Source organism: Streptomyces sp. NPDC127068 (genome assembly GCF_042724695.1).
GTDB lineage: Bacteria > Actinomycetota > Actinomycetes > Streptomycetales > Streptomycetaceae > Streptomyces.
Map to the genome: position 1 here is coordinate 73,648 of NZ_JBHXEN010000028.1, position 25,476 is coordinate 99,123.

At 72.9% G+C, this 25,476-nt stretch carries 17 protein-coding genes, 1 rRNA gene and 2 pseudogenes; 4 read left to right on the forward strand and 16 right to left on the reverse strand.

What is annotated here, in order from left to right:
• Positions 1–5: 5 nt before the first annotated feature.
• From ACFWIA_RS19260 to ACFWIA_RS19290, 7 genes and pseudogenes are all read right to left on the reverse strand, one after another.
• The gene (locus ACFWIA_RS19260) at positions 6–1,118 is read right to left on the reverse strand and encodes a segregation and condensation protein A (protein WP_387006457.1); all 1,113 of its coding nucleotides are present in this window, start codon (positions 1,116–1,118) and stop codon (positions 6–8) included.
• 46 nt (positions 1,119–1,164) lie between these two features.
• A complete protein-coding gene (locus ACFWIA_RS19265) occupies positions 1,165–1,842 on the reverse strand; it encodes a hypothetical protein (RefSeq protein ID WP_387006459.1) in 678 nt (225 codons plus the stop codon).
• On the reverse strand, positions 1,827–2,993 hold the full coding sequence (locus ACFWIA_RS19270) for a ParA family protein (RefSeq protein ID WP_387006462.1): 1,167 nt from the start codon (positions 2,991–2,993) through the stop codon (positions 1,827–1,829). The genes ACFWIA_RS19265 and ACFWIA_RS19270 overlap by 16 nt, the downstream gene beginning before the upstream one ends.
• A 437-nt stretch (positions 2,994–3,430) precedes the next feature.
• Positions 3,431–4,546: an alanine dehydrogenase gene (gene ald, locus ACFWIA_RS19275; protein WP_387006465.1), complete on the reverse strand. Its 1,116-nt coding sequence runs from the start codon at positions 4,544–4,546 to the stop codon at positions 3,431–3,433.
• 720 nt (positions 4,547–5,266) lie between these two features.
• Positions 5,267–7,277: pseudogene (locus ACFWIA_RS19280) on the reverse strand (AAA family ATPase); the annotation flags it as partial.
• A gap of 214 nt (positions 7,278–7,491) precedes the next feature.
• On the reverse strand, positions 7,492–8,118 hold the full coding sequence (locus ACFWIA_RS19285; protein WP_387006468.1) for an NUDIX domain-containing protein: 627 nt from the start codon (positions 8,116–8,118) through the stop codon (positions 7,492–7,494).
• 149 nt (positions 8,119–8,267) lie between these two features.
• Positions 8,268–9,926: a CTP synthase gene (locus ACFWIA_RS19290; RefSeq protein WP_387006471.1), complete on the reverse strand. Its 1,659-nt coding sequence runs from the start codon at positions 9,924–9,926 to the stop codon at positions 8,268–8,270.
• 537 nt (positions 9,927–10,463) lie between these two features.
• On the opposite strand from ACFWIA_RS19290, the gene ACFWIA_RS19295 reads away from it, so the two are divergent.
• Both ACFWIA_RS19295 and ACFWIA_RS19300 read left to right on the forward strand, forming a co-directional pair.
• Positions 10,464–12,266, forward strand: a complete 1,803-nt coding sequence (locus ACFWIA_RS19295; RefSeq protein ID WP_387006474.1) for a glycoside hydrolase family 15 protein — start codon at positions 10,464–10,466, stop codon at positions 12,264–12,266.
• 92 nt (positions 12,267–12,358) lie between these two features.
• On the forward strand, positions 12,359–14,011 hold the full coding sequence (locus tag ACFWIA_RS19300; RefSeq protein ID WP_387006477.1) for a PucR family transcriptional regulator: 1,653 nt from the start codon (positions 12,359–12,361) through the stop codon (positions 14,009–14,011).
• A 7-nt stretch (positions 14,012–14,018) separates the two neighbouring features.
• Here ACFWIA_RS19300 and ACFWIA_RS19305 read toward each other — a convergent pair whose 3' ends face one another.
• The 5 genes from ACFWIA_RS19305 to ACFWIA_RS19325 all read right to left on the reverse strand — a co-directional run bounded on the left by ACFWIA_RS19305 (position 14,019) and on the right by ACFWIA_RS19325 (position 19,559).
• The gene (locus tag ACFWIA_RS19305) at positions 14,019–15,176 is read right to left on the reverse strand and encodes a glycosyltransferase family 4 protein (protein WP_387006480.1); all 1,158 of its coding nucleotides are present in this window, start codon (positions 15,174–15,176) and stop codon (positions 14,019–14,021) included.
• Positions 15,177–15,477: 301 nt separating this feature from the next.
• The gene (recN, locus tag ACFWIA_RS19310; protein WP_387006513.1) at positions 15,478–17,205 is read right to left on the reverse strand and encodes a DNA repair protein RecN; all 1,728 of its coding nucleotides are present in this window, start codon (positions 17,203–17,205) and stop codon (positions 15,478–15,480) included.
• Between the two features lie 359 nt (positions 17,206–17,564).
• Positions 17,565–18,470, reverse strand: a complete 906-nt coding sequence (locus ACFWIA_RS19315) for an NAD kinase (RefSeq protein ID WP_387006483.1) — start codon at positions 18,468–18,470, stop codon at positions 17,565–17,567.
• Positions 18,467–19,282, reverse strand: coding sequence for a TlyA family RNA methyltransferase (locus ACFWIA_RS19320; protein WP_387006485.1), 816 nt, complete (start codon positions 19,280–19,282; stop codon positions 18,467–18,469). Before ACFWIA_RS19320 ends, ACFWIA_RS19315 begins: the two co-directional genes overlap by 4 nt.
• A 7-nt stretch (positions 19,283–19,289) precedes the next feature.
• Positions 19,290–19,559 carry a hypothetical protein gene (locus ACFWIA_RS19325; protein WP_387006488.1) on the reverse strand — a complete coding sequence of 90 codons (270 nt, stop codon included), beginning with the start codon at positions 19,557–19,559 and terminating at the stop codon, positions 19,290–19,292.
• 150 nt (positions 19,560–19,709) lie between these two features.
• Here ACFWIA_RS19325 and ACFWIA_RS19330 point away from each other — a divergent pair, with 150 nt between their 5' ends.
• Positions 19,710–20,057 carry an SCP2 sterol-binding domain-containing protein gene (locus ACFWIA_RS19330; protein ID WP_387006490.1) on the forward strand — a complete coding sequence of 116 codons (348 nt, stop codon included), beginning with the start codon at positions 19,710–19,712 and terminating at the stop codon, positions 20,055–20,057.
• 130 nt (positions 20,058–20,187) lie between these two features.
• Here ACFWIA_RS19330 and ACFWIA_RS19335 read toward each other — a convergent pair whose 3' ends face one another.
• Positions 20,188–21,240: an HAD hydrolase-like protein gene (locus ACFWIA_RS19335; protein WP_387006493.1), complete on the reverse strand. Its 1,053-nt coding sequence runs from the start codon at positions 21,238–21,240 to the stop codon at positions 20,188–20,190.
• Between the two features lie 71 nt (positions 21,241–21,311).
• On the opposite strand from ACFWIA_RS19335, the gene ACFWIA_RS19340 reads away from it, so the two are divergent.
• Positions 21,312–22,610 carry a DUF1015 family protein gene (locus ACFWIA_RS19340; RefSeq protein WP_387006495.1) on the forward strand — a complete coding sequence of 433 codons (1,299 nt, stop codon included), beginning with the start codon at positions 21,312–21,314 and terminating at the stop codon, positions 22,608–22,610.
• Positions 22,611–22,713: 103 nt separating this feature from the next.
• Here ACFWIA_RS19340 and ACFWIA_RS19345 read toward each other — a convergent pair whose 3' ends face one another.
• The 3 genes and pseudogenes from ACFWIA_RS19345 to rrf form a co-directional block, all read right to left on the reverse strand.
• Positions 22,714–23,574, reverse strand: a complete 861-nt coding sequence (locus ACFWIA_RS19345) for a hypothetical protein (protein ID WP_387006519.1) — start codon at positions 23,572–23,574, stop codon at positions 22,714–22,716.
• A 303-nt stretch (positions 23,575–23,877) separates the two neighbouring features.
• A pseudogene (locus ACFWIA_RS19350) lies at positions 23,878–24,801 on the reverse strand (hypothetical protein); the annotation flags it as partial.
• Positions 24,802–25,147: 346 nt separating this feature from the next.
• Positions 25,148–25,264, reverse strand: a 5S ribosomal RNA gene (rrf, locus tag ACFWIA_RS19355).
• Between the last annotated feature and the right edge of the window lie 212 nt (positions 25,265–25,476).

The following is a 25,476-nucleotide window of genomic DNA, read 5'->3' on the forward strand; positions in this document are numbered from 1 at the left end:
CTCGTTCACCGCGCACTCTCCGCCGTCCGGGCGCCGGGCTGTTGTCCGGCACCTGTGTCGTCCCGGTCCGCACCGCCGTGTTCGGGGTCCGTCGCGGGCCGGTCGAACTCGTCGGTGACACGGGGCCCGCCGTCCCCGTCACCGCCCGTCCAGCTCACCACCAGCTCGCCGAGCGCCCGCTCCTGGTCGAGCGCCACGGCCTTCTCCCGGTACAGCTCCAGCAGGGCCAGGAACCGCGCCACCACGGTGAGCGTGTCCCCGGTGCCCTCGATCAGCTCCGCGAAGCTCGCCCGGCCCCGCTCGCGCAACAGTGCGACCACGACCGCGGCCTGTTCCTGCACGCTGACCAGCGGGGCGTGGATGTGGTCGACGTACACCTGGGGCTCGGGCCTCGGTTGCATGGCCTTCACGGCGAGCCGCGCGAACCCCTCGGCACCGATGCCGATCACCACGTCGGGCAGCAGCTCGGCGTGGTGGGGCTCCAGGCCGACGGTGCGCGGCCAGCGCCGGGCCTCCTGCTCCAGGCGGTCGCCGAAGAGGTCCGCGATCTGTTTGTACGCGCGGTACTGGAGCAGTCGCGCGAAGAGCAGGTCACGGGCCTCCAGCAGGGCGAGGTCCGCCTCGTCCTCGACCACGGCGGTCGGCAGCAGCCGGGCCGTCTTGAGGTCGAGCAGGGTCGCCGCGACCACCAGGAACTCGGTGGTCTCGTCCAGGTCCCAGTCGGGCCCCAGCCGCCGGATGTACGCCATGAACTCGTCGGTGACGGTGGACAGCGCCACCTCGGTCACGTCGAGTCGGTGCCGTGAGATCAGTTGCAACAGGAGGTCGAACGGACCCTCGAAGTTCGCCAGCCGGACCTGGAACCCGCCGTCCTTCGCGGCTCCGACGCTCTCGCCGGGCGCGTGATCCGTGTCGGGCTCCGTCCGGAGAGCCGTGCTCGTTCCGGCGGTGATGTCGTTCTCGTCCGCGCCCGCGCCTGCCCGGAGCCCGTCCGCTCGTCGGGACTGCCCGGCCGACTCGGGCCGTACGGACTGCCCGGCCGCTACGGGCTGCTCGGACCGTACGGACTGCTCGGAACCCGTGTCCGCGGGCCCGGCCGCTTCCGCCGTGGTCCCCACCCCGCCCCCGGGGCCCTTACCCAGTACGCGTCGCCCCCGTCGAGGGCTAGCGCCCACGGAGCCGCCGCACCAGGATGCTCGCGTCACCGCGCGATTCGAGGTCGGCGAGCACGACGGCCACCGCCTCCCGCACGATCCGCCCCCGGTCCACCGCGAGCCCGTGCTCGCCCCGGAGCACCAGCCGGGCGTGCTCCAGGTCCATCAGTTCCTCGGCGGAGACGTACACGGTGATCTTCTCGTCGTGTCGCTCCCGGCCGCTGGGCCGTCGGGTCGCCGACCGGCCCCGCCGTCGGGACGTCCCGGCCGCGGCGCCCGGCTGTGCGCCCCGTGGGGAGCCCGTGGACCCGCCCGGGGTGCCGGCGGTGCCCTCCGGGGCCGTACGGCGTCCGGCGGGGCGTACCAGCGGCTGGTCCACGGCGTCGGAGGAGCGCTCGGTGCCGCGTTCGGAGGTCCGGGCCCGGGAGTCGGCCGCATCGGCCTCCGCGACCGTGTGCTCGTCGTCCCCTTCGGCGGGCGCCGGTGCCTCCCGGCGCCCGGGGACCTGGGTCGCCGACCGGCGCGCGGGGGCCGTCTCCTCGACGGCGGCCTCGTCGCCGGCGGCGGCCGGTGGCGGCACCCGGGGTTCACCGCTCGTCGGGCGCCGGGGGGAGGACGCCTGGAGCGCCGTCCCCCCGGTGGTGCGGAACAGCTCGTCGGCGCCGGGCAGACTCACTCGGCGTGACACCGGGCGAGCACCTCCCTGGCGAGCTGGCGGTAGGCGGCGGCACCGACGGAGTTCGACGCGTACGTGGTGATGGGCTCACCGGCGACCGTGGTCTCCGGGAAGCGCACCGTCCGACCGATCACGGTGTGGTAGACGTGGTCGTCGAACGCCTCGACCACCCGGGCCAGCACCTCACGGCTGTGCACCGTGCGGGAGTCGTACATGGTGGCGAGGATGCCGTCGAGCTCCAGTTCCGGGTTCAGCCGCTCCTGGACCTTCTCGATCGTCTCGGTGAGCAGGGCGACTCCGCGCAGCGCGAAGAACTCGCACTCCAGGGGCACGATCACCTTGTGCGCCGCGGTCAGGGCGTTCACCGTCAGCAGGCCGAGCGAGGGCTGACAGTCGATCACGATGTAGTCGTAGTCGGCCATCAGCGGCTTGAGCGCCCGCTGGAGCGTCGACTCGCGGGCCACCTCGGAGACCAACTGCACCTCTGCCGCGGACAGGTCGATGTTGCTGGGGAGCAGGTCCATGTTCGGGACGGCCGTCTTGAGGAGCACCTCGTCCGCGGCCATCCCCCGCTCCATGAGCAGGTTGTAGACCGTGAGGTCCAGCTCCATCGGGTTCACCCCGAGGCCGACCGACAGGGCACCCTGCGGGTCGAAGTCCACCAGGAGGACCCGGCGGCCGTACTCCGCGAGCGCGGCACCCAGGTTGATGGTCGACGTGGTCTTGCCGACGCCGCCCTTCTGGTTGCACATCGCGATGATCTTCGCGGGTCCGTGCTCGGTCAGCGGGCCCGGGATCGGGAAGTACGGCAACGGCCGGCCGGTGGGGCCGATCCGCTCGCGCCGCTGGCGCGCCGCGTCGGGCGCGAGCGTGGCCGCGTACTCCGGGTCCGGCTCGTACTCCGCGTCCGGGTCGTAGAAGTGCCCTTCGGGCAGGTCGTCGTAGTCGGCGAAGTGGCTGTCGCCGCTTCGGCCGCCGGCCATGGCGTTCACGTAAGGGCCATCCATGCTCTGGTGTGCTGTCTGAATCCGCTGAGGACTCTGCTGGTGGGCTGCGAAGGTGCGGACAGCGACCGAGCCGACAGCCTCGAACCCCGAGGGGCCCCGGCCCCGTACGGGGGCCCCTGGTTGACCACCCCCGGGAGTAAATGTCGACTCATTCACAAGTCGTCTTACCTCCTTGGTGACCAGGAAACTTCTAGATAGGTCAGCGTGGCACCATGCCGACGTTTGGCGACTCTATGGCGTGTCACCGCTCCGCAGCAACACAATCCACCGGACCCGACACGATGTGTCGGCATCGGAACCCGCCCCTGTCAAGGGCGTACGGCGTGCCGTCGACGCCTTTCCCGGGTGTGCGAATCGGTTAAAGGGTTACGTTCGAGGCGAGTTGAGCACGATGTCGACACGCCGTGTACGAACACGACCGTGCGGTTCGCACAGTGGCGCGATCCACATCGACCCGAAAATCGACATACGTACGGCCGGACCTTGTCGACAAGGTCCGGCCGTACGCGTGAGCTTGGGCGTCGCCCGTTGACCGGCGGCGTCCCGCGCCCCCGACCGCCGGGCCGGGCCGGGCGCGGCGCGGGAGCCTGGACTCAGCCCAGCAGGGAGGCGAGTTCGAGGTGGTCGAGGCCGTGGGCCTCGGCGACCTCGCGGTAGACGACCTTGCCGTCGTGCGCGTTGAGGCCCTTGGCCAGCGCCGGGTCACGGCGCAGCGCCTCGACCCAGCCGCGGTTGGCCAACTCCACGATGTAGGGCAGCGTCGCGTTGGTGAGGGCGTAGGTGGAGGTGTGCGGCACCGCGCCGGGCATGTTGGCCACGCAGTAGAAGACCGAACCGTGCACCGGGAAGGTGGGTTCGGCGTGCGTGGTGGGGCGCGAGTCCTCGAAGCAGCCGCCCTGGTCGATCGCGATGTCGACAAGAACACTTCCCGGCTTCATGCGCGACACCAGCTCGTTGGTGACCAGCTTGGGGGCCTTGGCGCCGGGGATGAGGACGGCACCGATGACGAGGTCGGCGTCGAGGCACGCCTTCTCCAGCTCGAAGGAGTTGGAGACGACGGTCTGGATCCGGGTGCCGAAGACCTTGTCGGCCTCCTTGAGCTTGTTGATGTCCCGGTCGAGCAGGGTGACCTGGAAGCCCATGCCGATCGCGATGGTGGCGGCGTTCCAGCCGGAGACGCCGGCACCGATGACGACCGCCTTGCCGGCGGCGACGCCGGGGACCCCGCCGGGCAGCACCCCGCGACCGCCGCTGGGGCGCATCAGGTGGTAGGCGCCCACCTGCGGGGCGAGCCGGCCCGCGACCTCGGACATCGGCGCGAGCAGCGGCAGGGCACGGTTCGGCAGCTCGACGGTCTCGTACGCGATGGCCGTGGTGCGGGAGTCCACGAGGGCGTCCGTGCACTCCTTGGAGGCCGCGAGGTGCAGGTACGTGAAGAGCGTCTGGTCCTTGCGGAGGCGGTGGTACTCCTCGGCGATGGGCTCCTTGACCTTGAGCAGCAGGTCAGCGGCGGCCCAGACCTCGTCGGCCGTGTCGAGGATCGCCGCACCGGCGGCGACGAACTCGGCGTCCGTGATGGAGGACCCGACTCCGGCGTTCCGCTCGATGACGACCTGGTGGCCGTTGCGGACCAGCTCATGCACTCCGGCGGGGGTGATGGCGACGCGGAACTCGTTGTTCTTGACCTCGCGGGGGATGCCGACCTTCATCGTCGATCACGGTCCTTGGCTCAGAGGGTTTTCGGGGCAACGCACTACGGACCCGGATGCACACGGGCATACCGGAAGGCACCACGAAACACGCGGGCAGAGCCAGTCTAATGAAGGATTTGTCGCTGTCTAGCCTTCCAAAGCATCAATCCTTTCCGGGTGCACTACGGATTTCGTAGGCTGAGGCGCTGTTTCCCTCTGAAGGATCATTCGCCGAGGCCGTTCCGGCGGGCCCCTTGCCGAGGTGCACGGGGGGCTCGTCCCCGGCTCCCGGCCGGGCGGGGGCGCGCCGCTCGGCCGCGGTGGGCGCCGTGCGGCGGGCGGTCGACGGGCGGCCCTCGACCTCCGTGGGCCGCCGACCGGAATCCGTCGCCGGACGGCCGGCCGGGGCCTGCGGCCGTTCGACGGGGTCCGCGTCCGCCGGGTGCGCCCCGCCCGTGGCGGGCGCAGCGTCTCCGGTCCCGGCCCCGGCGACGTCGATGGCCTGCGGGTGGTCCCCGGCGGTCGGGGCGCCGTCCCCGGTGGCCGAAGCCGGAGCAGGGGCTGAGGCAAGGGCAGGGGCCGAAACCGGTGCTGGGTCCGGGGCCGGGGTGGACATCGAAACCGGGGCCGGGTGCGCGGCGGCCTCCGTCGCGTCGTCGCCGGCGTCCGCGCCGCCACCGTCCGGTGCGGAGCCGCGCCGGGCCGGGCGGTACGCGGCATCGGGGCCCTCGGGGCGATCGGGGTCCTCCCCGAGCATCCGGTCCGCGGCGCTGCGGTGCAGCCGGGCGGCGGAGGACTCGCCGAGCCGGTCCAGGGTGTCGGCGAGCCGGAGCTGCAACGCCGCCTGGAGCCGGACGTCCTCGGCCCGCCGGGCCCATTCCACCGCATCGCGGCAGGTGCGCAACGACTCCTCCGGGCGGCCCGCGTACTCCTGCACCCGGGCCAGCTCGCTCAGCGCCCGTGCCACCGCGGACGTGTCGCCGGCCCGCCGGTGGCCGGAGACCGCCGACCGCCAGTTGCGCATGGCGTCCCCGTAGCGGCCGGCGTAGGTCTGGACGCCGGCGATCCGGCCGTGCAGACGGGCCGCGTCCTCCCGCTCGTCGCGGGCGAGCCGCTGGGCGAGGGCCCGCCCGTACCAGTCGGCCGCCCGGTACCAGTCGCCGAGTTCCTGATGGGCGCCGCCGACGGATTCCATGGCCCGCCCGGTGGCGTACGGGTCGCGGGCCCGGCGCCCGGCGTCCAGCGCGGCCCGGTAGCGGACCAGTGCCTCCCGGGTGCGGCCCGTCTGGGCGTCGAGGTCGGCGAGGTTCAGCAGGGCGGCGGCCTCTTCCCGCGGCAGGTCACGGCGCTCGGCGACGTCCAGGACGAGTCGGTGGATGCCGTACAGGTCGGCGGCGGCGGAGACGGCGCCCTCGTGCGCCACCAGCGCCCGGGTCAGTGCGGCCATCAGCCGCCGCGCGAGGGTGTCCAGCTCGCCGTCGGCGACGGCCGCGCGGGCGGCGGCGAGCAGGGCGGGCCGCCGGATGCGCAGCCAGTCGGCGGCGGCCCGGGGGGTGGGGAAGCGCAGGGCCCGCGGAAGGCCGGCGAGCCGGCTCTGCGCCAGGGCGTCGTCGGTCTGGGTGATCGCCCGGCAGGACTGGAGGAGGCGCACCGTGCGCTCCAGCATCCGGGCCCGGGCGAGTTGGATCTCGCCCGGCCGGTCCTTGGTCTCGCGGAGCGTGCGCAGCAGCGGGACCAGGCAGTCGGGCACCCGGTACTGCGGGAGCGGTGAGGGCAGGCGCCGCAGCATCCCGAGCGCGGTGAAGTCGTCGAGCAGCGCGCGGGCGGCGGAGACCGAGCAGCCGGCGAGCGCGGACGCGGTGTGCGGATCGGCGAGGCCGTCGGGGGTCAGGCCGAGCAGTCGCAGTATCCGGGCCGAGGGGGCCGGCAGTGCCTCGTAGGCGTGCAGGAAGACCCGGGTGAGGGCGGGGCCGTCGTCGGCCCGGGCGCGCAGCTGTTTGGCGAGGTCGGCGACGGACACCTTGGGCCGGGCGGCGAGCCAGCCGCCGGCGAGGACGAGCGCGGCGGGTTGGGCGCCGCACTCCTCGACCAGCCCTTCGGCGGCGTACGGGTCGACGGTGACGCGGACCGAGCCGGTCCACTGGGTGAGGAGTTCCACGGCGGACTTGGTGTCGAGACCGCCGAGGGTGCAGGGCCGGACGTCGGCGAGGCCGGTCAGCGGGCCCTCGGTGACGGCGAGCAGCAGGCTGTGCGGGGCGGGCGGAAGGAGTTCGTCGACCTGTTCGGCGTCGGTGGCGCCGTCGAGGAGGAGCAGTGCGCGACGATCGGCGAGGGCGGCGCGCAGATCGGCCGTGAGGTCGTCGGCGGGGGCTCCCGCGGGCGCGGGGGCGCCGAGGGCGTCGAGCAGGACGCGGGCGACCCGTTCGGTGGGCACCGGGGTGCCGTCGGCGTCGGCGAGCCGGGCCCGCAGCACCCCGTCGGGGTAACGGTGGGCGACCTGGCGCACGAGTTCCTCGGCGAGCGCGGTGCGCCCGGAACCGGGGCGGCCCGCGATGAGCAGGGCGCGGGCGCTGGGCGGTTTGGTGCCCGCCAGGGTGTCCAGGCCGGCGCGTTCGATGTCGGCCCGGAGTTCCTTCAACTCCCTCGTACGACCGAGGAACTGACTGTCCGTGGGGGCGGTCGCGGACGCCCGGGGCCGTCCGTCCGCGGACAGCCCGGTACCGCTGGTGTCCACCGCCTGGTCCGTCACGGGCCACACTCCCGTTCCACTGCGCGCAGGTGCCCGCCGGGGCTCCGGACGGGGTGCTTTCAGAGCCTAGTTCACGCTCTGCGACGATCGCCGGGGAGCACGGCGGGTGGGGCGCGCAGGTCGCCCGATCGGATCATCTGCCGATCGGGCCGTTCGGGTGGGGGCGGTACCGGTCCGACGGGCCGGGGCGGCGGGGCACCGCCCCGGGCGGGCGTCAGACCTCGAACGGGCGGGCGGGCCAGGGGGCCTCGGCCGGGCGCAGCGCGTCGAGGCCGTCCCCGGCGCGGGCGGCGACCAGCGACAGCACGCCGACGACCAGGCAGTTGTTGTGGAGTTCGCCGGCGAGGACCCCGCGGGCGAGCTCCGCGAGCGGTACGGAGGTGATCGTCATGTCCGTCTCCTCGTGCTCGACGGCGTACCGCTCGCCCTCGGCCTCGGACAGTTCCCGGGCGAGGAAGATGCGCACGGACTCGTCGCAGCCGCCGGGCGTGGTGTAGACGTCGGTGAGGACCCGCCAGTCCTCGGCCTTGACGTGGGCCTCCTCGTAGAGCTCCCGGCGCGCCGCGTGGAGCGGGTTCTCGCCGGGGATGTCGAGGAGTCCGGCGGGGATCTCCCACAGCCGCTGCCGTACGGGGTGTCGGTACTGACTGATGACCGTCACGCGGTCCTGGTCGTCGAGGGCGAGGACCGCGACCGAGCCGGGGTGGACCTGGTAGTCACGGCGGACGACGGTCCCGTCGGGCATGACGACGTCGTCCGTGCGGACCGAGGTCTTGTTGCCGGTGAACGGGGTGTCGCTCGCCCGGATCTCCCACTGCTCCGGGGTGTCCTTGATGGTCATCGCCGTGTTCCTCCCGCGCCTGCGCCTGTGTCGAACGAACGGGGCGCGTGCCGTGAAGGCACGCGCCCCGGTTGTTCACCGTATCGCCTGTGATCGTCGGTGCCGGCCGACCCCCGGGTTCCCCGGTGGGGGCGGGCCCGGGTCGCCGGCTACTTGGCGGTCTTGCGCTCCACGGCCGCCTTGACCAGACCTGCGAACAGGGGGTGCGGGCGGGTGGGACGGGACCGCAGCTCGGGGTGCGCCTGGGTCGCCACCAGGTAGGGGTGCACCTCGCGGGGGTACTCGACGTACTCCACGAGCTTGCCGTCCGGGGAGGTGCCGGAGAACTGGATGCCGGTCTTCTTCTCCAGCTCGGCGCGGTAGGCGTTGTTCACCTCGTAGCGGTGGCGGTGGCGCTCCTCCACGTACTCCTTGCCGTCGTACACCTCGCGCACGAGGGAGCCCTCGGCCAGCTTCGCCGGGTACATGCCCAGGCGCATGGTGCCGCCCATGTCGCCCTCGCCGGCGACGATGTCCAGCTGCTCGGCCATGGTGGAGATCACCGGGTGACCGGTGGCCGCGTCGAACTCGGTGGAGTTGGCGTCGGCGATGCCCGCGAGGTTGCGGGCCGCCTCGATGACCGTGCACTGGAGGCCGAGGCAGAGGCCGAGCAGCGGCACCTTGTTCTCGCGGGCGTACTGGATCGCGCCGACCTTGCCGCTGACGCCGCGGTCGCCGAAGCCGCCGGGGATGCAGATCGCGTCCACGTCACCGAGCTGGCGGGCGGCCTCGGCGGGCGTCCGGCAGTCGTCGGAGGTGACCCACTTGATCTTCACCCGGGCCTTGTTGGCGAAGCCGCCGGCGCGCAGCGCCTCGGTCACCGAGAGGTAGGCGTCGGGCAGGTCGATGTACTTGCCGACCAGGGCGACGTTGACCTCGTGGTCGGGGTTGTGGACGCGGTCGAGCAGGTCGTCCCAGAGCGTCCAGTCCACGTCGCGGAACGGCAGGTCCAGCTTGCGGACGACATAGGCGTCCAGGCCCTCGGTGTGGAGCACCTTGGGGATGTCGTAGATCGACTTCGCGTCGATCGCGGCGACGACGGCGGCCTCGTCCACGTCGCACATCAGGGAGATCTTCCGCTTGATCGCGACGGGCACCTCCCGGTCGGCGCGCAGCACGATCGCGTCGGGCTGGATGCCGATGTTGCGCAGCGCGGCCACGGAGTGCTGGGTGGGCTTCGTCTTCAGCTCGCCCGAGGGGCCGATGTAGGGCAGCAGCGAGATGTGGACGACGAAGACGTTGTCCCGACCCACCTCGTGGCGGACCTGGCGGACCGTCTCCAGGAACGGCAGCGACTCGATGTCGCCGACCGTGCCGCCGACCTCCGTGATGACGACGTCCACGTCGTCGGTCGCCATCCGGCGGATGCGGTGCTTGATCTCGTTGGTGATGTGGGGGATCACCTGAACGGTGTCGCCCAGGTACTCGCCCCGCCGCTCCTTGGCGATGACCTGCGAGTACACCTGTCCGGTGGTGACGTTCGCCGAGCCGTCGAGGTCGACGTCCAGGAAGCGTTCGTAGTGCCCGATGTCCAGGTCGGTCTCGGCTCCGTCGTTGGTGACGAAGACCTCACCGTGCTGGAACGGGTTCATCGTCCCGGGGTCGACGTTCAGGTAGGGGTCGAGCTTCTGCATGGTGACCCGCAGACCCCGCGCTTTCAGCAGCGCGCCCAGGCTGGAGGCCGACAGGCCCTTGCCGAGGGAGGAGGCGACACCTCCGGTGACGAAGATGTGCTTGGTCGTCGGGGACGTCGCGGATCGATTCGGCATGGCCAAGAGGGGGCTCCCGTGGTCGCTGTCTGAGATGCGGATCGGCGCCCGGCCCGGAAGAATCGGGTGGTGCCTGCACTGCGGTTCGGGGGTCTCGTCGCTGTCGCTGCGGACTCCCACGAGCCCACCGGTCCACGGGGTACCAGCGTATCAGCGACCCCGGGCGACTGCGCCCAGCCACGGTGCGCGCCCGGGCGACCGCAGAGGGGCCGCAGAGGAAACCGTCGGTGCCGTTCCGGTGGCGGCGCCGTCACCAGAGCACCACCGAACCCTCGTACCGCGTGCACCACGGTGGTACGAGACGCCCCAGGGGCTCACTCGCTTGGCGCAAATGCGTTCACCTGAGCGGGACCCGCAACCCCTGAGCGCGTCGTATCCTCGTCGGACATTGCTGCCGAGCCAGGCCGGCAAAACGGCACCACCCCAGCCCGTCCCCGGTACCACGAGCCCGTCGGCACGCCCTTGACTGGATCATCTTGACCGCACGGCCAGCCCCGCTCGGGGCCCCGGCCGGCGGCCGTTCGACTGGAGTTGCACGTGGCCGGGCGCATCGAGGATTACGCACTCATCGGGGACATGCAGACCGCCGCCCTGGTCTGCCGGGACGGCACGGTGGACTGGCTGTGTCTGCCCCGCTTCGACTCCCACGCCGTCTTCGCGGCCCTCCTCGGAACCGAGGAGCACGGTTTCTGGCGGCTCGGTCCCGCCCACGACACCGATCAGCCGCCGCCGGCGGCGACCCGACGCACCTACCGGGGCGACTCGCTCGTCCTGGAGTCCGAATGGGACACCCCGCAGGGCACGGTCCGCGTGACGGACTTCATGCCGCCGCGCGACGGAGCCCCCCAGGTCATCCGCATCGTCGAGGGCGTCACGGGCAGCGTTCCCGTGCGTTCCGCCCTGCGGATGCGTTTCTCCTACGGCAGGATCGTGCCCTGGGTGCACCGCGTGGGGGACCGCACGGTCGCCGTCGCGGGCCCCGACTCGGTGTGGTTCGACACCGACGCGGAGACCCACGGCGAGGACCTGACCACCTACTCGGACTTCACCGTCGCCGCCGGGGAACGGGTCGCCTTCACCCTGTCCTGGCAGCCGTCCCACCGGGAGGCTCCCTCCCGTCCGGACCCGGAGGCGTCCCTGGAGGCGACCACCGAGTTCTGGCGCGAGTGGGTCGCACACTGCACGTACCACGGCCCCTACCGGGAGGCCGTCATCCGCTCCCTGATCACCCTCAAGGCGCTCACCTACGCGCCCACCGGCGGCATCGTCGCCGCCCCCACCACCTCCCTGCCCGAGGAGATCGGCGGCGTCCGCAACTGGGACTACCGCTTCACCTGGCTCCGCGACGCCGCCATCACCCTCTCCTCGCTGCTGCGCACCGGCTACCGCGAGGAGGCCCGCGCCTGGCGCGAGTGGCTGCTGCGCGCCGTGGCCGGCGACCCGGAGAACCTCCAGATCATGTACGGCATCGCGGGCGAGCGGGAGCTCGGCGAGAGCGAGCTGGACTGGCTGCCCGGTTACGAGGGCTCCACCCCGGTCCGGGTCGGCAACGGAGCGGCCCACCAGCTCCAGCTGGACGTCTACGGCGAGGTCACCGAGGCCCTCCACCTCGCCCACATGACCGGCCTGGCCCGCAACGACTACGCCTCCCTGCTCCAGCTACGGCTCATCGGCTACCTGGAGCAGCACTGGTCGGAGCCCGACGAGGGCATCTGGGAGGTCCGCGGACCGCGCCGCCACTTCGTCCACTCCAAGGTCATGGCCTGGGTCGCCGTGGACCGCACCATCAAGCTCATCGAGTCCGGCGACGTCGAGGGCCCCGTGGAGCGCTGGCGCCAGCTGCGCGACGACATCCACCGCGACGTCTGCGAGAAGGGCTACGACAAGGAACGCAACACGTTCACCCAGTCGTACGGGTCCCGCGAACTCGACGCCTCGCTGCTGCTCATCCCGCAGATGGGTTTCCTGCCGCCCGACGACAAGCGGGTCATCGGCACCATCGAGGCCATCCAGCGCGAGCTGTCCACCTCCGACGGCTTCATCCTGCGCTACCCCACCTCGGGCGAGGACGCCGGCGTCGACGGCCTCGCAGGGGACGAGGGCGCCTTCCTCGCCTGTTCCTTCTGGCTCGCCGACGACCTCGCCATGATCGGCCGGGTGGACGAGGCCCGGAAGCTCTTCGAGAAGCTGCTCGCCCTCCGCAACGACCTCGGCCTCCTCGCCGAGGAGTGGGACCCCCGTCTGCAACGTCAGGTCGGCAACTTCCCGCAAGCTTTCAGCCATGTTCCGCTGATCGACACCGCCCTGCGGCTCACCGCCTCGGGCGCCTACGGCGGCTAGCCGGACCGTGGGGGCCGTCGTCCGCGGACGGTGGCCCCGCCCCGGAGCGGGCCCGGATGCCGGGCCCGCCGACGGGCGGGTAGCGTCCCAGCATGGACAGTCAGGACGGGTCGGGCACCCAGGGCGGAATCACCGTACGGCGGGCACTCGAACTACCGGGCCTGCGCGGCGGGCTCCCCGAGGTGGTCGCCTGCGCCGACCGGTTGAACCGCACCGTCCGCTGGGTGCACGCGGGCGAGGTGCCCCACATCGCGTCCCTACTCAAGGGCGGCGAACTGCTGCTCACCACCGGTCTCGCCCTCGGTACCCGGCCCGCCGAGCAGCGGGCCTTCGTCCGCGAGCTCGCCGAGCGGGGCATCGCCGCCCTCGTCGTCGAACTGGGCCCCCGCTTCACCGTCCTGCCGGCCCCCCTGGTCGAGACGGCGCGCACGGTGGGACTCCCCCTGGTCCAGCTGCACCGCGAGGTGCCCTTCGTGACGGTCACCGAGGAGGTCCACACCGAGATCGTCAACGGGCACTACGCACTCCTCCAGCGCGCCGAGGAGGTCGCGCACCGCTGCACGCGGGCCCTGCTCGACGGCGGCGGGGTCCCCCGCGTGCTGCGCATCCTCGCCGGGTTCAGCGGCAATCCGGTCTTCTTGGAGACCCCCGACGGACGACTGCTGTACGCCGCCGGCCCGGACACCGGCGGCACCGACCCGCTCCAGGTGTGGGAGAAGCTGCGCGGTGCCCGCCGCGCGCGCACGCAGGGCCCGCCGGTGGGTGCCGTCGTGGTCGACGTGCCCGGCGCCGGGTCGGGCCCGGGTCCCGGCGCACCGCGGGCCCGGCTGGTGGTGCTGCCGGTGACCGCCGCGCCCGCCCCCGTCCACCGGATCGCGGTGGAACGCGCCGCGGACTCCCTCGCCGTGGTCCTGATGCAGGCCCGGCAGGAGGAGGAACTCACGGCCCGCGGGCGCGGCGACTTCCTCGCCGACCTCGCCGAGGGCCGCATCGCGCCCGGGGACGCCCCGGACCAGGCCCGGGTGCTCGGCTTCCGGCCCGGGGACGCCCCGCTGGTGCCGGTGGTGATGCGGTTGCCGGAGGGCGGTGGGCTCGGCACGGGCGGCGGCTGGGCGGTGCTGGCCCGCGCGGTCGCCGAGGAGGTGGCCGCCGTCGGCGTGCCGGTACTGCTGGGCGTGCGTCCGGTGGAGGGCCGGGTGCCGCTGCTCGTCGCCCCGCGGGCCGCCGAGGAACGGGAGGCGGTCGCCGACCGGATCGCCGCGGCCCTGCGCGCGGGCGTCGAACGGGCCGGGCTCCACCACGCGGGCACCAGGACGCCGATCGTGGTGGTCGGCGCGGCGGGCGGCTGGGCGGCTGCCGCCGCGGGGCTGCGGCACGCGGCGGAGACGGCGACCGCCGCCCAGGGGCTCGACGACCGCCCCTGGTACGACGCCCGGCGCCTCGACATCGACCTGTTGCTGTGGCGCCTGCGCGAACACCTGGACCTCGCGGCGTTCGTGGACCGGGCCATCGGCCCGCTGCGGGAACACGACGGCCGGGCGAAACCCCCGCTGCTGCCGACCCTGGAGAGCTACCTCGCGCACGCGGGTCGCAAGGCGGAGACGGCCCGCGAACTCCACCTCAACCGCCAGACCCTGTACAACCGGCTGGCCCGGATCGGTGAGCTGCTCGGCACCGACCTCGACGACCCGCAGACCGTCCTGGCGCTGAGCCTGGCGCTCCGGGCCCGCCGGCACCTCGGGTGAACGGGCGTCAGCGCAGCAGCAGGGGCCGGGTCAACTCGTCGTACACGCTGAGCACCTGGGCGACCGTCTCGTCCTCGGTGGGCCAGGTCGCCGCCTGCGCCAGCCCCCGTTCCCGCAGCCAGGCGCGCCGGGTGCCGTCCGCCAGTACCCGTACGACGGCCTCCCCGAGGGCCACCGCGTCGCCGTAGGGCACGAGCTCCGCCGCTGCGCCGACCAGTTCGGGCGTCCCGCCGACCGCGGTGGCGACCAACGGCACCCCCGCGCGCAGCGCCTCCTGCGCCACCACGGACCGTGCCTCCCACCGGCTGACCGACAGGGCGGCGTCCGCGCCGGTGAGCAGGGCGGCCACGTCGTCCCGCCGCCCGAGCAGCCGCACCGGCAGCGACTCCGTCTCGATCCGCCGCTGGAGCGCACCCCGCAGCGGCCCCTCCCCCGCGACCACCAGGAGGGGTACGGGGTCGAGCCCCATCCATGCGTGCGTGGCGTCCAACACCGTGTCGTACCCCTGGTGTCGGTCCAGCGGTCCCACGGCGACCAGCAGCGGCCGTTCCACGGCGCCGAGTTCCGCGCGCGCCTTCTGCGGCGCGACATCCGACGCGTCCGCCTCGTCCGTTGCGTGCGAGTGCGCTCCCTCGTCGGCCGTCCGCCGCCGCACGGGGGACGCCACTGCCGCGAGCCGGGCGTCCCGGGCACCGTGGTGCCTGGCCCTGTCCACTAAGTCGCAGCAGGTGGCGAGCACCACGGACGCCGACCTCGCCACCCGGCGTTCCACCAGCTGCACGGCCCGGGCCCGCGCACCCCGGGTGGGAGCCCGCCCGTGCCAGGTGACGACGAGCGGCAACCGCCAGCCGCTGAGCGCGAGCGCGGCCCGCAGCCCGGCGGTCAGTCCGTGGGCGTGCACCAGGTCCGCTTCCGCGCAGAGCGCGCGCAGCACCGCCACGGACGCGGGATCGCCCCGGCGCGGCAACGGCACCTGCCGGGCGCCCACGGAGTCGAACGCGTACGCCCTGCCCACCTCCGCGGGGGCGCACACGGTCACCCGTACGCCCCGCGCGACCAGCCCCGCCGTCAGCGCGTGCACGTGCGCACCGCTCTCCGCGTTCCCACCGCCGAGCACTTGCACGGTGCGCAAGGGCGTCTGGCCGTGGGGCGCGGGGCTGATCACCGGGGCGGAACTCCTGTTTCGGCTGGTGACGGCCCCAGGGGCACGTCACGGGGGAACACGGCGGAACGTACGGCAAGTCGTCGGGAGGAGCAGGTCGTCGAAGAAGAGGTGCCGCGCCAAGGATGCCATCCCGTACGAGCGTTCCGTCACTGCTCGACTCCGGGAGGTGGCGACGTCGAGGTCACGCCGAACACGTTCACCCTTTCAGGTGCCACCCGCCGCCCACCCGAGCCATGCCCCCGCACCGTCCGCCCCCGCCCGGCCCCGGTCCGCTCTCCGTTCGGGGCCGCGGGCGATTCGCTCAGGCGTCCGCGCGCGCGGTGGCGAGGAGTTCCTCCGCATGGGCGCGGGCCGTCTGGGAGTCCTCCTGCCCCGCGAGCATCCGCGACAGCTCCCGTACGCGGTCCTCGCCCTCGAGGACCTTCACCCCGGAACGCGTGACGGAACCGTCGCTGGTCTTCTCCACCAGGAGCTGCCGGTCCGCGAAGGCCGCCACCTGGGGCAGATGGGTGACGACGACGACCTGCGCGGACTTCGCCAACCGTGCGAGCCGCCGCCCGATCTCCACCGCCGCCTTGCCGCCGACCCCCGCGTCCACCTCGTCGAACAAGTACGTCGGCACCGGGTCCGTACCGGCGAACACGACCTCCACGGCGAGCATCACCCGGGACAGTTCACCGCCGGATGCGCCCTTGGCGATGGGCCGGGCCGGGGCTCCGGGGTGCGGTGCCAGCAGCAGTTCCACCTCGTCGGTGCCGGCCGGCCCGTACGCGACGGTGCGGCCACCGACCTCGACGCCGTCCGGGTCGTCGGTCTGCCGGATGTCGACGTGCACGCGGGCGTGGGGCATCGCCAGCGACGCCAGTTCGGCGGTCACGGCGGCGGCGAAGCGGGTGGCGGCCTCCTGCCGGGCGGCGGTGAGGGCGCCCGCGAGGCCCGCGACCTCCACCCGCAGCACGTCGCGCTCCGCGGTCAGCTCCCCGATCCGGTCGTCGTCCCCGTCGAGTTCCAGGAGCCGCGCCGCGCCCTGCTCCGCCCAGACCAGCACGGACGCGACGTCCTGCTCGGCGCCGCCGTACTTGCGGGCGAGCAGTCCGAGGGCCGCGCGCCGCTCCTCGACCGCGGCGAGTCGCAGCGGGTCCGCGTCCAGGTCACCGGCGTACCCGGCGAGTTCGCCCGCGACGTCACCGACGAGGATGCCGATCTCGCTGATCCGGTCGGCGAGGTCGGCGAGCGCGGGGTCATGGGAGCGGACGGCCTCCAGGGCGCGGTGCGCGCCCGCCACGAGGGTGGCGGCGTCGATGCCCTCCGGGTCCTCCGGGTTCCCGACGAGGGTGGCGTGGCCGGCCGTCGCCGCGGAGGCCAACGCCTCGGCGTGGCCGAGCCGCTCCGCCTCGGCGGCGAGTTCGACGTCCTCGCCCGCCCGGGGCGACACGGCGGCGATCTCGTCCAGGCCGAACCGCAGCAGGTCGGCCTCCTGGGCGCGTTCCCGGGCCCGGGTGGTCAGCGTGTCGAGTTCCCCGGTGAGGGAGCGCACCCGGCGGTAGGCGGTGGTGTACCGGGCCAGCGGCAGGGCGACCGCGTCGCCCGCGTACCGGTCGAGGGCCTGGCGCTGGCGGGAGAGCTTGAGCAGCCCCTGCTGGTCGGTCTGTCCGTGGACGGCGACGAGGTCGTCGGCGAGCTCCGCGAGCAGTCCGACCGGGACGGACCGCCCGCCCAGATGGGCCCGGGACCGCCCTTCGGCGGAAACGGTACGGCTGACCAGCAGGACGCCGTCGTCCACCTCCGCCCCGGCGTCTTCCGCGCGGGTCACCGCGGCAGCGCCCGGGGGCACGCTGATGCGACCCTCCACGACCGCCGACTTCGCGCCGATCCGCACCAGGGCCGGGTCCGCGCGCCCGCCGAGCAGCAGGCCGAGGCTCGTGACCACCATCGTCTTGCCCGCGCCGGTCTCGCCCGTCACGGCGGTGAAGCCGGGCGACAGCTCGACCACCGCGTCGTCGATGACCCCGAGCGACCGTATCCGCATCTCCTCCAACACGGACACGACCTTACGAGGTCTCGGCCCCGGTGTGCGACGGCCCCCGCCCCGGTTCGCTGAACCCGCAGGTGAAAACGCAGGTGGACCCGCAGGTGACGGGCACCGCCGAGGAAGCGGCTGTCACCCCTGGGAGTGGCCCGGACGGACGGCACGATCCGCGCGAAGCCGACGCCCTGCGGTTTTCCTCAGTCAGGTTGTGCGGCGCACCTCATGGAGAGGGGGCCGGGCCGGGCCGCAGTCTGGAACGCATGAGCACGCACCCGGCCCGAACGGCCCACCGGTCCCCCGTACGCCGATCCACCTCGAACAAGGACGAGGACGGGTACGGGGACGGCCGGGGGCGGGGGTCACTGCGGTGCGCCCCGCCACCCCGAGACGGGCAGGGCGAACTTCGCGACGAGACGATCGGTGAACGACGCGTGGTGCAACCGTGCGAGACGCACGGGCACCGCGCCCCTCCGCACCTCGACCCGGGCGCCGGGCGGCAGTTCGACGGTGCGCCGACCGTCGCACCACAGGACGCCCTGCGGGGTCCGCGGCTGCACCTCCACGGCGAGCACCGAGTTCGGGGAGGTCACCAGGGGCTTGGCGAAGAGCGCATGGGCACTGATCGGCACCATGAGCAGCGCCTCGACCTCCGGCCACACCACGGGCCCGCCCGCGGAGAAGGCGTACGCCGTGGAGCCGGTCGGCGTCGCACAGACGATGCCGTCGCAACCGAAGCCGGTGACGGGCCGCCCGTCGACCTCCAGGACCACCTCCAGCATCCGCTCCGGGGAGACCTTCTGGACGGCCGCCTCGTTCAGCGCCCAGTCGGTGTGCACGACATCGCCGTTGCGGTGCACGACGACGTCGATCGTCATGCGCTCCTCGACCTCGTACGCACGGGTCACGACCCGGTCGACGACCTTGTCCAGGTCATCGCGTTCGGCCTCGGCGAGGAAGCCGACCCGCCCGAGGTTGACGCCGAGCATCGGAACCCCGGACGCGCGGGCGAACTCGGCCCCCCGCAAGAGGGTCCCGTCACCGCCGAGCACGATCAGGAGCTCGCACCCGTCGAGGGAGGCCGGCGTCGCCTCCTGGACCAGTTCGACCGACGGGGGCAGCGGCAGATCGGTGGCCTCCGCCTCCAGCACGCGCACCCGCAGCCCGGCGCGCAACAGCCCTTGGACCACGAGTTCGGCGCTACGGATGGCGGCGGGCCGCCCGGTGTGCGCCAGGAGGAATACGGTACGAACTCGGCTCTGTGTCAACGCGGTCCTTCCGCCACTGCACGGTCAACGTCCGCGGGATCGAGTTCGGGTGCCCCGGCCCGCAGCCACAGAAAGTACTCGACGTTCCCCGACGGCCCGGGCAGCGGGCTGGCGGTAACTCCCCTTACGCCCAGATGGAGTTCGGCTGCCTGCCGGGCCACCTGGCGCACCGATTCGGCACGCAGTTCGGGGCTGCGGACCACGCCTCCGCTGCCCAGCCGCTCCTTGCCCACCTCGAACTGCGGCTTGACCATCAGGACGAGGTCCGCGTCCGGTGCGGCGCAGCGCGCGAGCGCGGGCAGCACCAGACCGAGCGGAATGAAGGAGAGGTCCCCCACCACCAGGTCCACGGGCACCCCGTCGATCGCCTCCACCGTCAACTCGCGGACGTTGGTGCGGTCCTTGACCGTGACCCGCTCATCGCTCTGGAGGGACCACGCCAGTTGTCCGTAGCCGACGTCGACGGCGACGACATGAGCGGCCCCCGCGCGCAACAGCACATCGGTGAAGCCGCCCGTGGACGCGCCCGCGTCGAGTGCACGCCGTCCCTCGACGACCAGCCCCTGCGGTACGAAGGCCTCGAACGCCCCGGCGAGCTTGTGCCCGCCGCGCGAGACGTACTCGGGATCCTTGTCGTCCTGTTTGACGACGATGGCGGCGCTGGTCTCCACCTGGGTGGCGGGCTTGATCGCGGTCCCGCCGCCGACGGTGACCCGCCCCGCGGCGATCAGCTGACTGGCGTGTTCGCGCGAGCGGGCGAGCTTGCGGCGGACCAGTTCGGCGTCGAGTCGGCGGCGTGCCACTCCTGCCACGTTCGGTTCAGCTCCTGTGGTCGTACGAGGGTGCCGGTTCCCGCTGGGGTGCGGGGACCGGTGGGCCGGTGCGGTCGTCGAGTGCGGTCAGCGTGTCGCGCAGGCCCCGGTGCACATCCTCGTACACCTCCAGGTGACCGTCGGTGGCGAGGTGGTCGACGTCGGCCAGTCGACCGAGCCGGGCGTCGACCCCCGGGTGCCCGGTGGCCGTGCGGTCGACGCCGAGCGGCACGGGGTCTGCCGGTGCTCCGGGAGCCCGGAACTCCGGATCCTGCACCCGGCCCTCGGGCCGGGAAGACGGGCCCGGCGCACCGGGAAGCCCACCGGAACCGGCCGTGGGATCCGGCGGCCCGGTTACCGAACGAGGCGCAAAGTCGCTGCTCATGCCCCGACGCTACCCCGAAGGAGTGGGGTACGGTCGGTCACGATGGCGACGATCGAGGAGTGCCGTGCCGCACTCGACACACTCTCGGACAATCTGGCGACCACGGACGGCGGCGTCCGCCGCATGGCGGCGCTGGACCGTTCATTGACCTGCCACATCAAGGATCTCGACACGACGTTCGTCGGGCGCCTGGGCGGCGGTCGGATCGAGGTGCTGGACACCGTGCGCGGACGGCCCCCGGAACGGGCGCAGATCCGCCTCACCATGGCGGGCGACGACCTGGTGGCGCTGGTCGACGGCCGGCTGAACTTCGCCAAGGCCTGGGCCTCGGGTCGCATCAAGCTGGAGGCCGCCCTCAAGGACCTGCTGCGCCTGCGCACCCTGCTCTGAGCCCCCCGACGTCCACGGCTCCCGGACCCTCTGAGGCCCCGGACGTCGTACACGGACCGCACCACCGCGTACGACGTTCCGGGTCGGCGGACGGACGGCCCCGGGAGCGGGGGTCACTCCGCCCGGTCGCTCACAGCCCCACCTGGGCCAGTGCCTTCTCGCCGTCCAGCTCGCAGGCACCTTCACCGGCGGCGGTCCACGCTGCGGCGCACAGGGCCCGCAGCCCGTCCAGTGCCCCGGCCGACGCCTCGTCCCCGCCGGAGACCTCCAGACACTCCGGTCCGGCCCAAGCGGTCCAGGCCCCGCACCGGAAGGCCGCCGGCCCGGCACCGTCCACGGCGGTGACCTGCGGCTGTCCGGTCAGCAGACCCCGCAGATCCGCGTCGACGTAGGTGGGGCGGTGGGCCGGCGGCGCAGCGAGCAGACGGGGCCCGTCGGTCACCCCGGTCAGGACGAGCAGCGAGTCCACGTCCCCGTTGAAGGCCCCTTCGATGTCGGTGTCCAGTCGGTCTCCGACGACGAGCGGACGCCGGGCGCCGGTCCGCAGGACGGTCTCGCGGTGCATGGGGGGCAACGGCTTCCCCGCCACCTTCGGATCGGCGCCCGTGGCGATCCGGACGACCTCCACGGCCGCGCCGTTGCCCGGCGCGATGCCGCGCCCGCTGGGGATCGTCAGATCCGTGTTCGACGCGTACCAGGGCACCCCGCGTGCCACCGCGTAGCTCGCCTCGGCGAACCGGCTCCACGGCAGGTCCGGCCCGCCGTAGCCCTGCGCGACCGCCACCGGGTCGTCGTCGGCCGAGTCCACGGGCGTCAGGCCCCGCTCCCGGAGCGCGACGCGCAGGCCCTCGCCTCCGATGACCAACACCCGTGCGCCCGCCGGCACCTCGTCGGCGATGAGACGGGCGACCGCCTGCGCGGAGGTGATGACGTCCGCGGCCGTCGTCGGTATGCCCAGTTCCGACAGGTGAACGGCGACCGCGTCCGGGGTGCGCAGCGCATTGTTGGTCACGTAGGCGAGCCGCATGCCGCCCGTGCGCGCCGCGTCCAACGCGTCCACGGCGTGGGCGATGGCGCTGCCGCCGGCGTACACCACCCCGTCCAGGTCCAAGAGCGCGGTGTCGTACGCCTCGCTCAGCGGGCGTTCGCTGACCGCTGGCCGGGTCCTGGTGGTCTGACTCATCGCGCATCGCTCCTCGTCGGTCGTACTCCCCCGATCATCCCCCACACCGGAAGCGGACTTACGATGCCTCAATGGATGACGCGGGTAGCGGGCGACCTCAGCCGGACGACCAGACGGCCCGGGGCCTGGACCTGTCCCCCTTCCGGGGCGTGCGGTACGTTCCCGACCGGGTCGGCAGCCTGGCCGCGGTGACCTCTCCCCCGTACGACGTCGTGGTGCGCCCCGACGGACTGCACCACCTGGAATCGGCCGACCCGCACAACGTCGTCCGGCTGATCCTGCCCCAGGCCGTGTCCCCGACCGCCCGTACCGAACGCGCCGCCGACACCCTCGGCCGCTGGCTGGCGGACGGCGTCCTCGCCGCCGACCCGGTACCCGGCCTCTACGTGTACGAACAGCAGCACGGCGACCACCTCCAGCGGGGCGTCATCGGTGCGCTGCGCCTGTCCGAGGCGTCCGAGGGCGTGGTCCTGCCCCACGAGGACGTGATGGACCCGGTGGTGGCCGACCGTGCGGCCCTGATGCGCGCGACGAACGCCAACCTCGAACCCCTCCTCCTCACCTACCGGGGCGGCGAGGACAGCGGCGGCACGGCGACCGTGATCGATCGCGTGAGCGAGCGGGACCCGCTCCTGACGACGACCACGGAGGACGGCGTGCGGCACCGCCTGTGGTCCGTCACCGCCCCGGGGGAGATCAAGGAGATCCGCGCGGACCTGCTCCGTCACCAGGCCCTCATCGCGGACGGTCACCACCGCTGGGCCACCTACCTGCGCCTACGGACGGCACACCCCTCGCCGAGTCCCTGGGACCACGGCCTGGTCCTCCTGGTCGACACCGTCCGCTACCCCCTGCGGGTCCGCGCCATCCACCGGCTCCTCCACCGGCTTCCCGTTGCCCGGGCCCTCACCGCGTTGCAGGGGCACTTCCGGGTGCGCACCGTCCCCGGGCCCCTCGACCACGCGATGGCGGCGCTCGGTACGGCGACGGCTGAGGGCAACGCGTTCCTGCTGACCGGCGACGGGGCCTTCCACCTGGTGGACCGGCCCGACCCCGGTCTGCTGTCCCGGACGGTCCCGGGGGACCGGCCTGCGGCCTGGCGCGGCCTCGACGCGACGGTGTTGCACTGCGTCCTGCTCGACCACGTGTGGGGCGTCCCCGACAGCCCCGAGCAGATCGCCTACATCCACGACACCGCCGCGACCGTGGCCAAGGCGGAACGGGACGGCGGAACGGCGGTCCTGCTGCACCCCGTCCACGAGGACGTCGTTCGGGAACTCGCCCAGCAGGGCGTCACGATGCCGCGCAAGTCGACCTCGTTCGGACCGAAGCCCGCCACCGGGCTGGTGCTGCGCGACCTCGGCCTCTGACCCATCACCCGGCGGGCGCCGGAAATGCAGAAGGGGGGCGGATTCCGAAGAATCCGCCCCCCTCTGCCTCACGTCCGCGTTCGGACGCAGGTACTCCGGGACGTCACTCGGAGTCCCGCGTCCCGCCTTCGGTACCGGGCTCGTCGGAGCGGTCCTCGGTGTCGCTGCGCTCGGCCTCGTCGTCGCCTTCGTCGTCGAGGGCGGGGGCGTCGGCCTCCGTGTCGTCGTCGCTCAGGTCATCGTCCACCGTTGAGCTCTCGGTGTCCTCGGCAGCCTCGGCGCTCTCGTCCAGGGCGTCCACGAACTCGACGCCGTCCAGCTCCGCGAGCCGGTCCGAAGCGTCGGTCGTCCCGTCCTTGTCCGACTCGACGGCCTTGGCGAACCACTCGCGTGCCTCGTCCTCGCGCCCTGCGGCGAGCAGTGCGTCGGCGTAGGCGTAACGCAGTCGAGCGGTCCACGGCTGAACCGAGTGCGAAGCCAGTTCCGGGCTCTGCAAGGTCACGATGGCCGCGTCGATCTGTTCGAGGTCGCGCCGGGCACCCGCCGCGACCAGACGCATCTCGACCTGTCCCGCCTTGTCGAGCTTCTGCACCTCGGGAGCCCCGGCCATGTCGAGCGCCTTCTCGGGCCGACCCAGGCCACGCTCGCAGTCGGCCATCAGCGGCCACAGCTCGGCGTTGCCGGTCATCCGCCGCGCGGCCCTGAACTCGGCCAGCGCCTCGGTGTACTTCTGGCTGGCATAGGCCGCGAACCCGGCCGCCTCACGGACTGCGGCGACCCGGGACGCGAGTCGGAGGGCGATCCGGGAGTAGGCGTAGGCCGCCTCGGGGTCCTCGTCGATCAGACGGGCGACCATCACGAGGTTGCGCGCGACATCGTCGGCGAGCGTCTTCGGCAGGCTCTGGAGCTCCTGCCGGACGTCCTTGTCGATCTCGTCGCCGGTCACGTCCTCGGGGATGGGCAGCCGCTTGATCGGCTCGCGATCACGCTCACGGTCCTCGCGGAACCGGCCGCCGCCCCGGCGGTCGTCATCGCCGCGCCGGTCGTCGCGTCGGTCGTCGCGGCCCCCGTACCCGCCGGGCCGCCCGCGGGTGTCGTCCCGCCGCGGTCCACGTGCGCGGTCGTCGCGCCCGCGGTCGTCACGGCCACGGAACCCACCACGGTCGCCGCCGGGGCGCGAGTCGTCACGACGGAAGCCGCCACGGTCACCGTCACGACCACGGTCGTCGCGGCGGAAGCCGCCACGGTCGTCGTCGCGACGGAACCCACCGCGATCGCCGTCACGCGCGCGGTCATCGCGGCGGTCGTCGCGGCGGAACCCGCCGCGATCACCGGTGGGACGCGAGTCATCACGACGGAACGACGGACGGTCACCGCCCTCACGCCCACGGTCATCCCGACGATCGTCACGACGGTCATCGCGACGGAACCCACCACGGTTCTGGTCGTCACGGCGGTCATCGCGACGGAAGCCACCGCGGTCGCCGCCGGGGCGGGAGTCATCGCGACGGAACCCACCACGGTTCTGGTCGTCACGGCGGTCATCGCGACGGAAGCCGCCACGGTCGCCGCTGGGACGCGAGTCGTCGCGACGGAAGCCACCGCGGTCGCCGCTGGGACGGGAGTCATCGCGACGGAAGCCGCCGCGGTCGTCGTCACGACGGTGGGTCGGACGGTCACCGTCACGGCGGAACCCACCGCGGTCACCAGTGGGGCGGGAGTCGTCACGGCGGAACCCTCCGCGGTCACCGCCACGGTCCCGGTCATCGCGACGGAAGGGCGGACGCCCCCCACGATCACCACCCGACCGGTCATCCCGACGATCGTCGCGACGGAAACCGCCACGGTCACCGTCACGCCCGCGATCGTCACGGCGGTCGTCGCGGCGGAACCCGCCGCGGTCACCGGTGGGACGCGAATCATCACGACGGAACGACGGACGGTCACCGCCCTCACGCCCACGGTCATCCCGACGATCGTCACGACGGTCATCGCGACGGAACCCACCACGGTCACCGCTGGGACGCGAATCATCACGACGGAAGCCGCCGCGGTCGTCGTCACGACGGTGGGTCGGACGGTCACCGTCACGACGGAAGCCACCGCGGTCACCAGTGGGGCGGGAGTCGTCACGGCGGAACCCTCCGCGGTCACCGCCACGGTCCCGGTCATCGCGACGGAAGGGCGGACGCCCCCCACGATCACCACCCGACCGGTCATCCCGACGATCGCCCCCACGGTCGCGATCGGAGGGGCGGCCCCGGTCATCGCGGCCTCGGCCCCAGTCGTCCCGTCGGCCGGCCCCACCACGGTCGTTGTCACGCCGGGGTGCGCCGCGGTGTCCCCCTCGGTCGCCGCTGTCCCTCCGGTGCTGGTCTCGCTCCGGACGGTCGTCGGGAGAGTTGGTGGACATCGGTGACTCCTGTCTTCGGTACCGCAGTCATTCTCGCGCAGCCGTATGGCCGCCGCTCCTCGGAAAAACAAAAAAGGACCCCTGGCCCCAGCATGAACGCTGGGACCAGGGGTCCTCAAAGATTGTTCGGCGGTGTCCTACTCTCCCACAGGGTCCCCCCTGCAGTACCATCGGCGCTGAAAGGCTTAGCTTCCGGGTTCGAAATGTAACCGGGCGTTTCCCTCACGCTATGACCACCGAAACCCTATCAGTCACCCCGCCATACGACGGAGTTCGAACAGGGCTCAGCGAACAAGCACACTCTTCAATTGATTAGTGATGCCGTTCAACCAGCACAACTGTTCGTTGTCTGAGAACAAACACAGTGGACGCGAGCAACTGAGGACAAGCCCTCGGCCTATTAGTACCAGTCAACTCCACCGGTCACCCGGCTTCCATATCTGGCCTATCAAC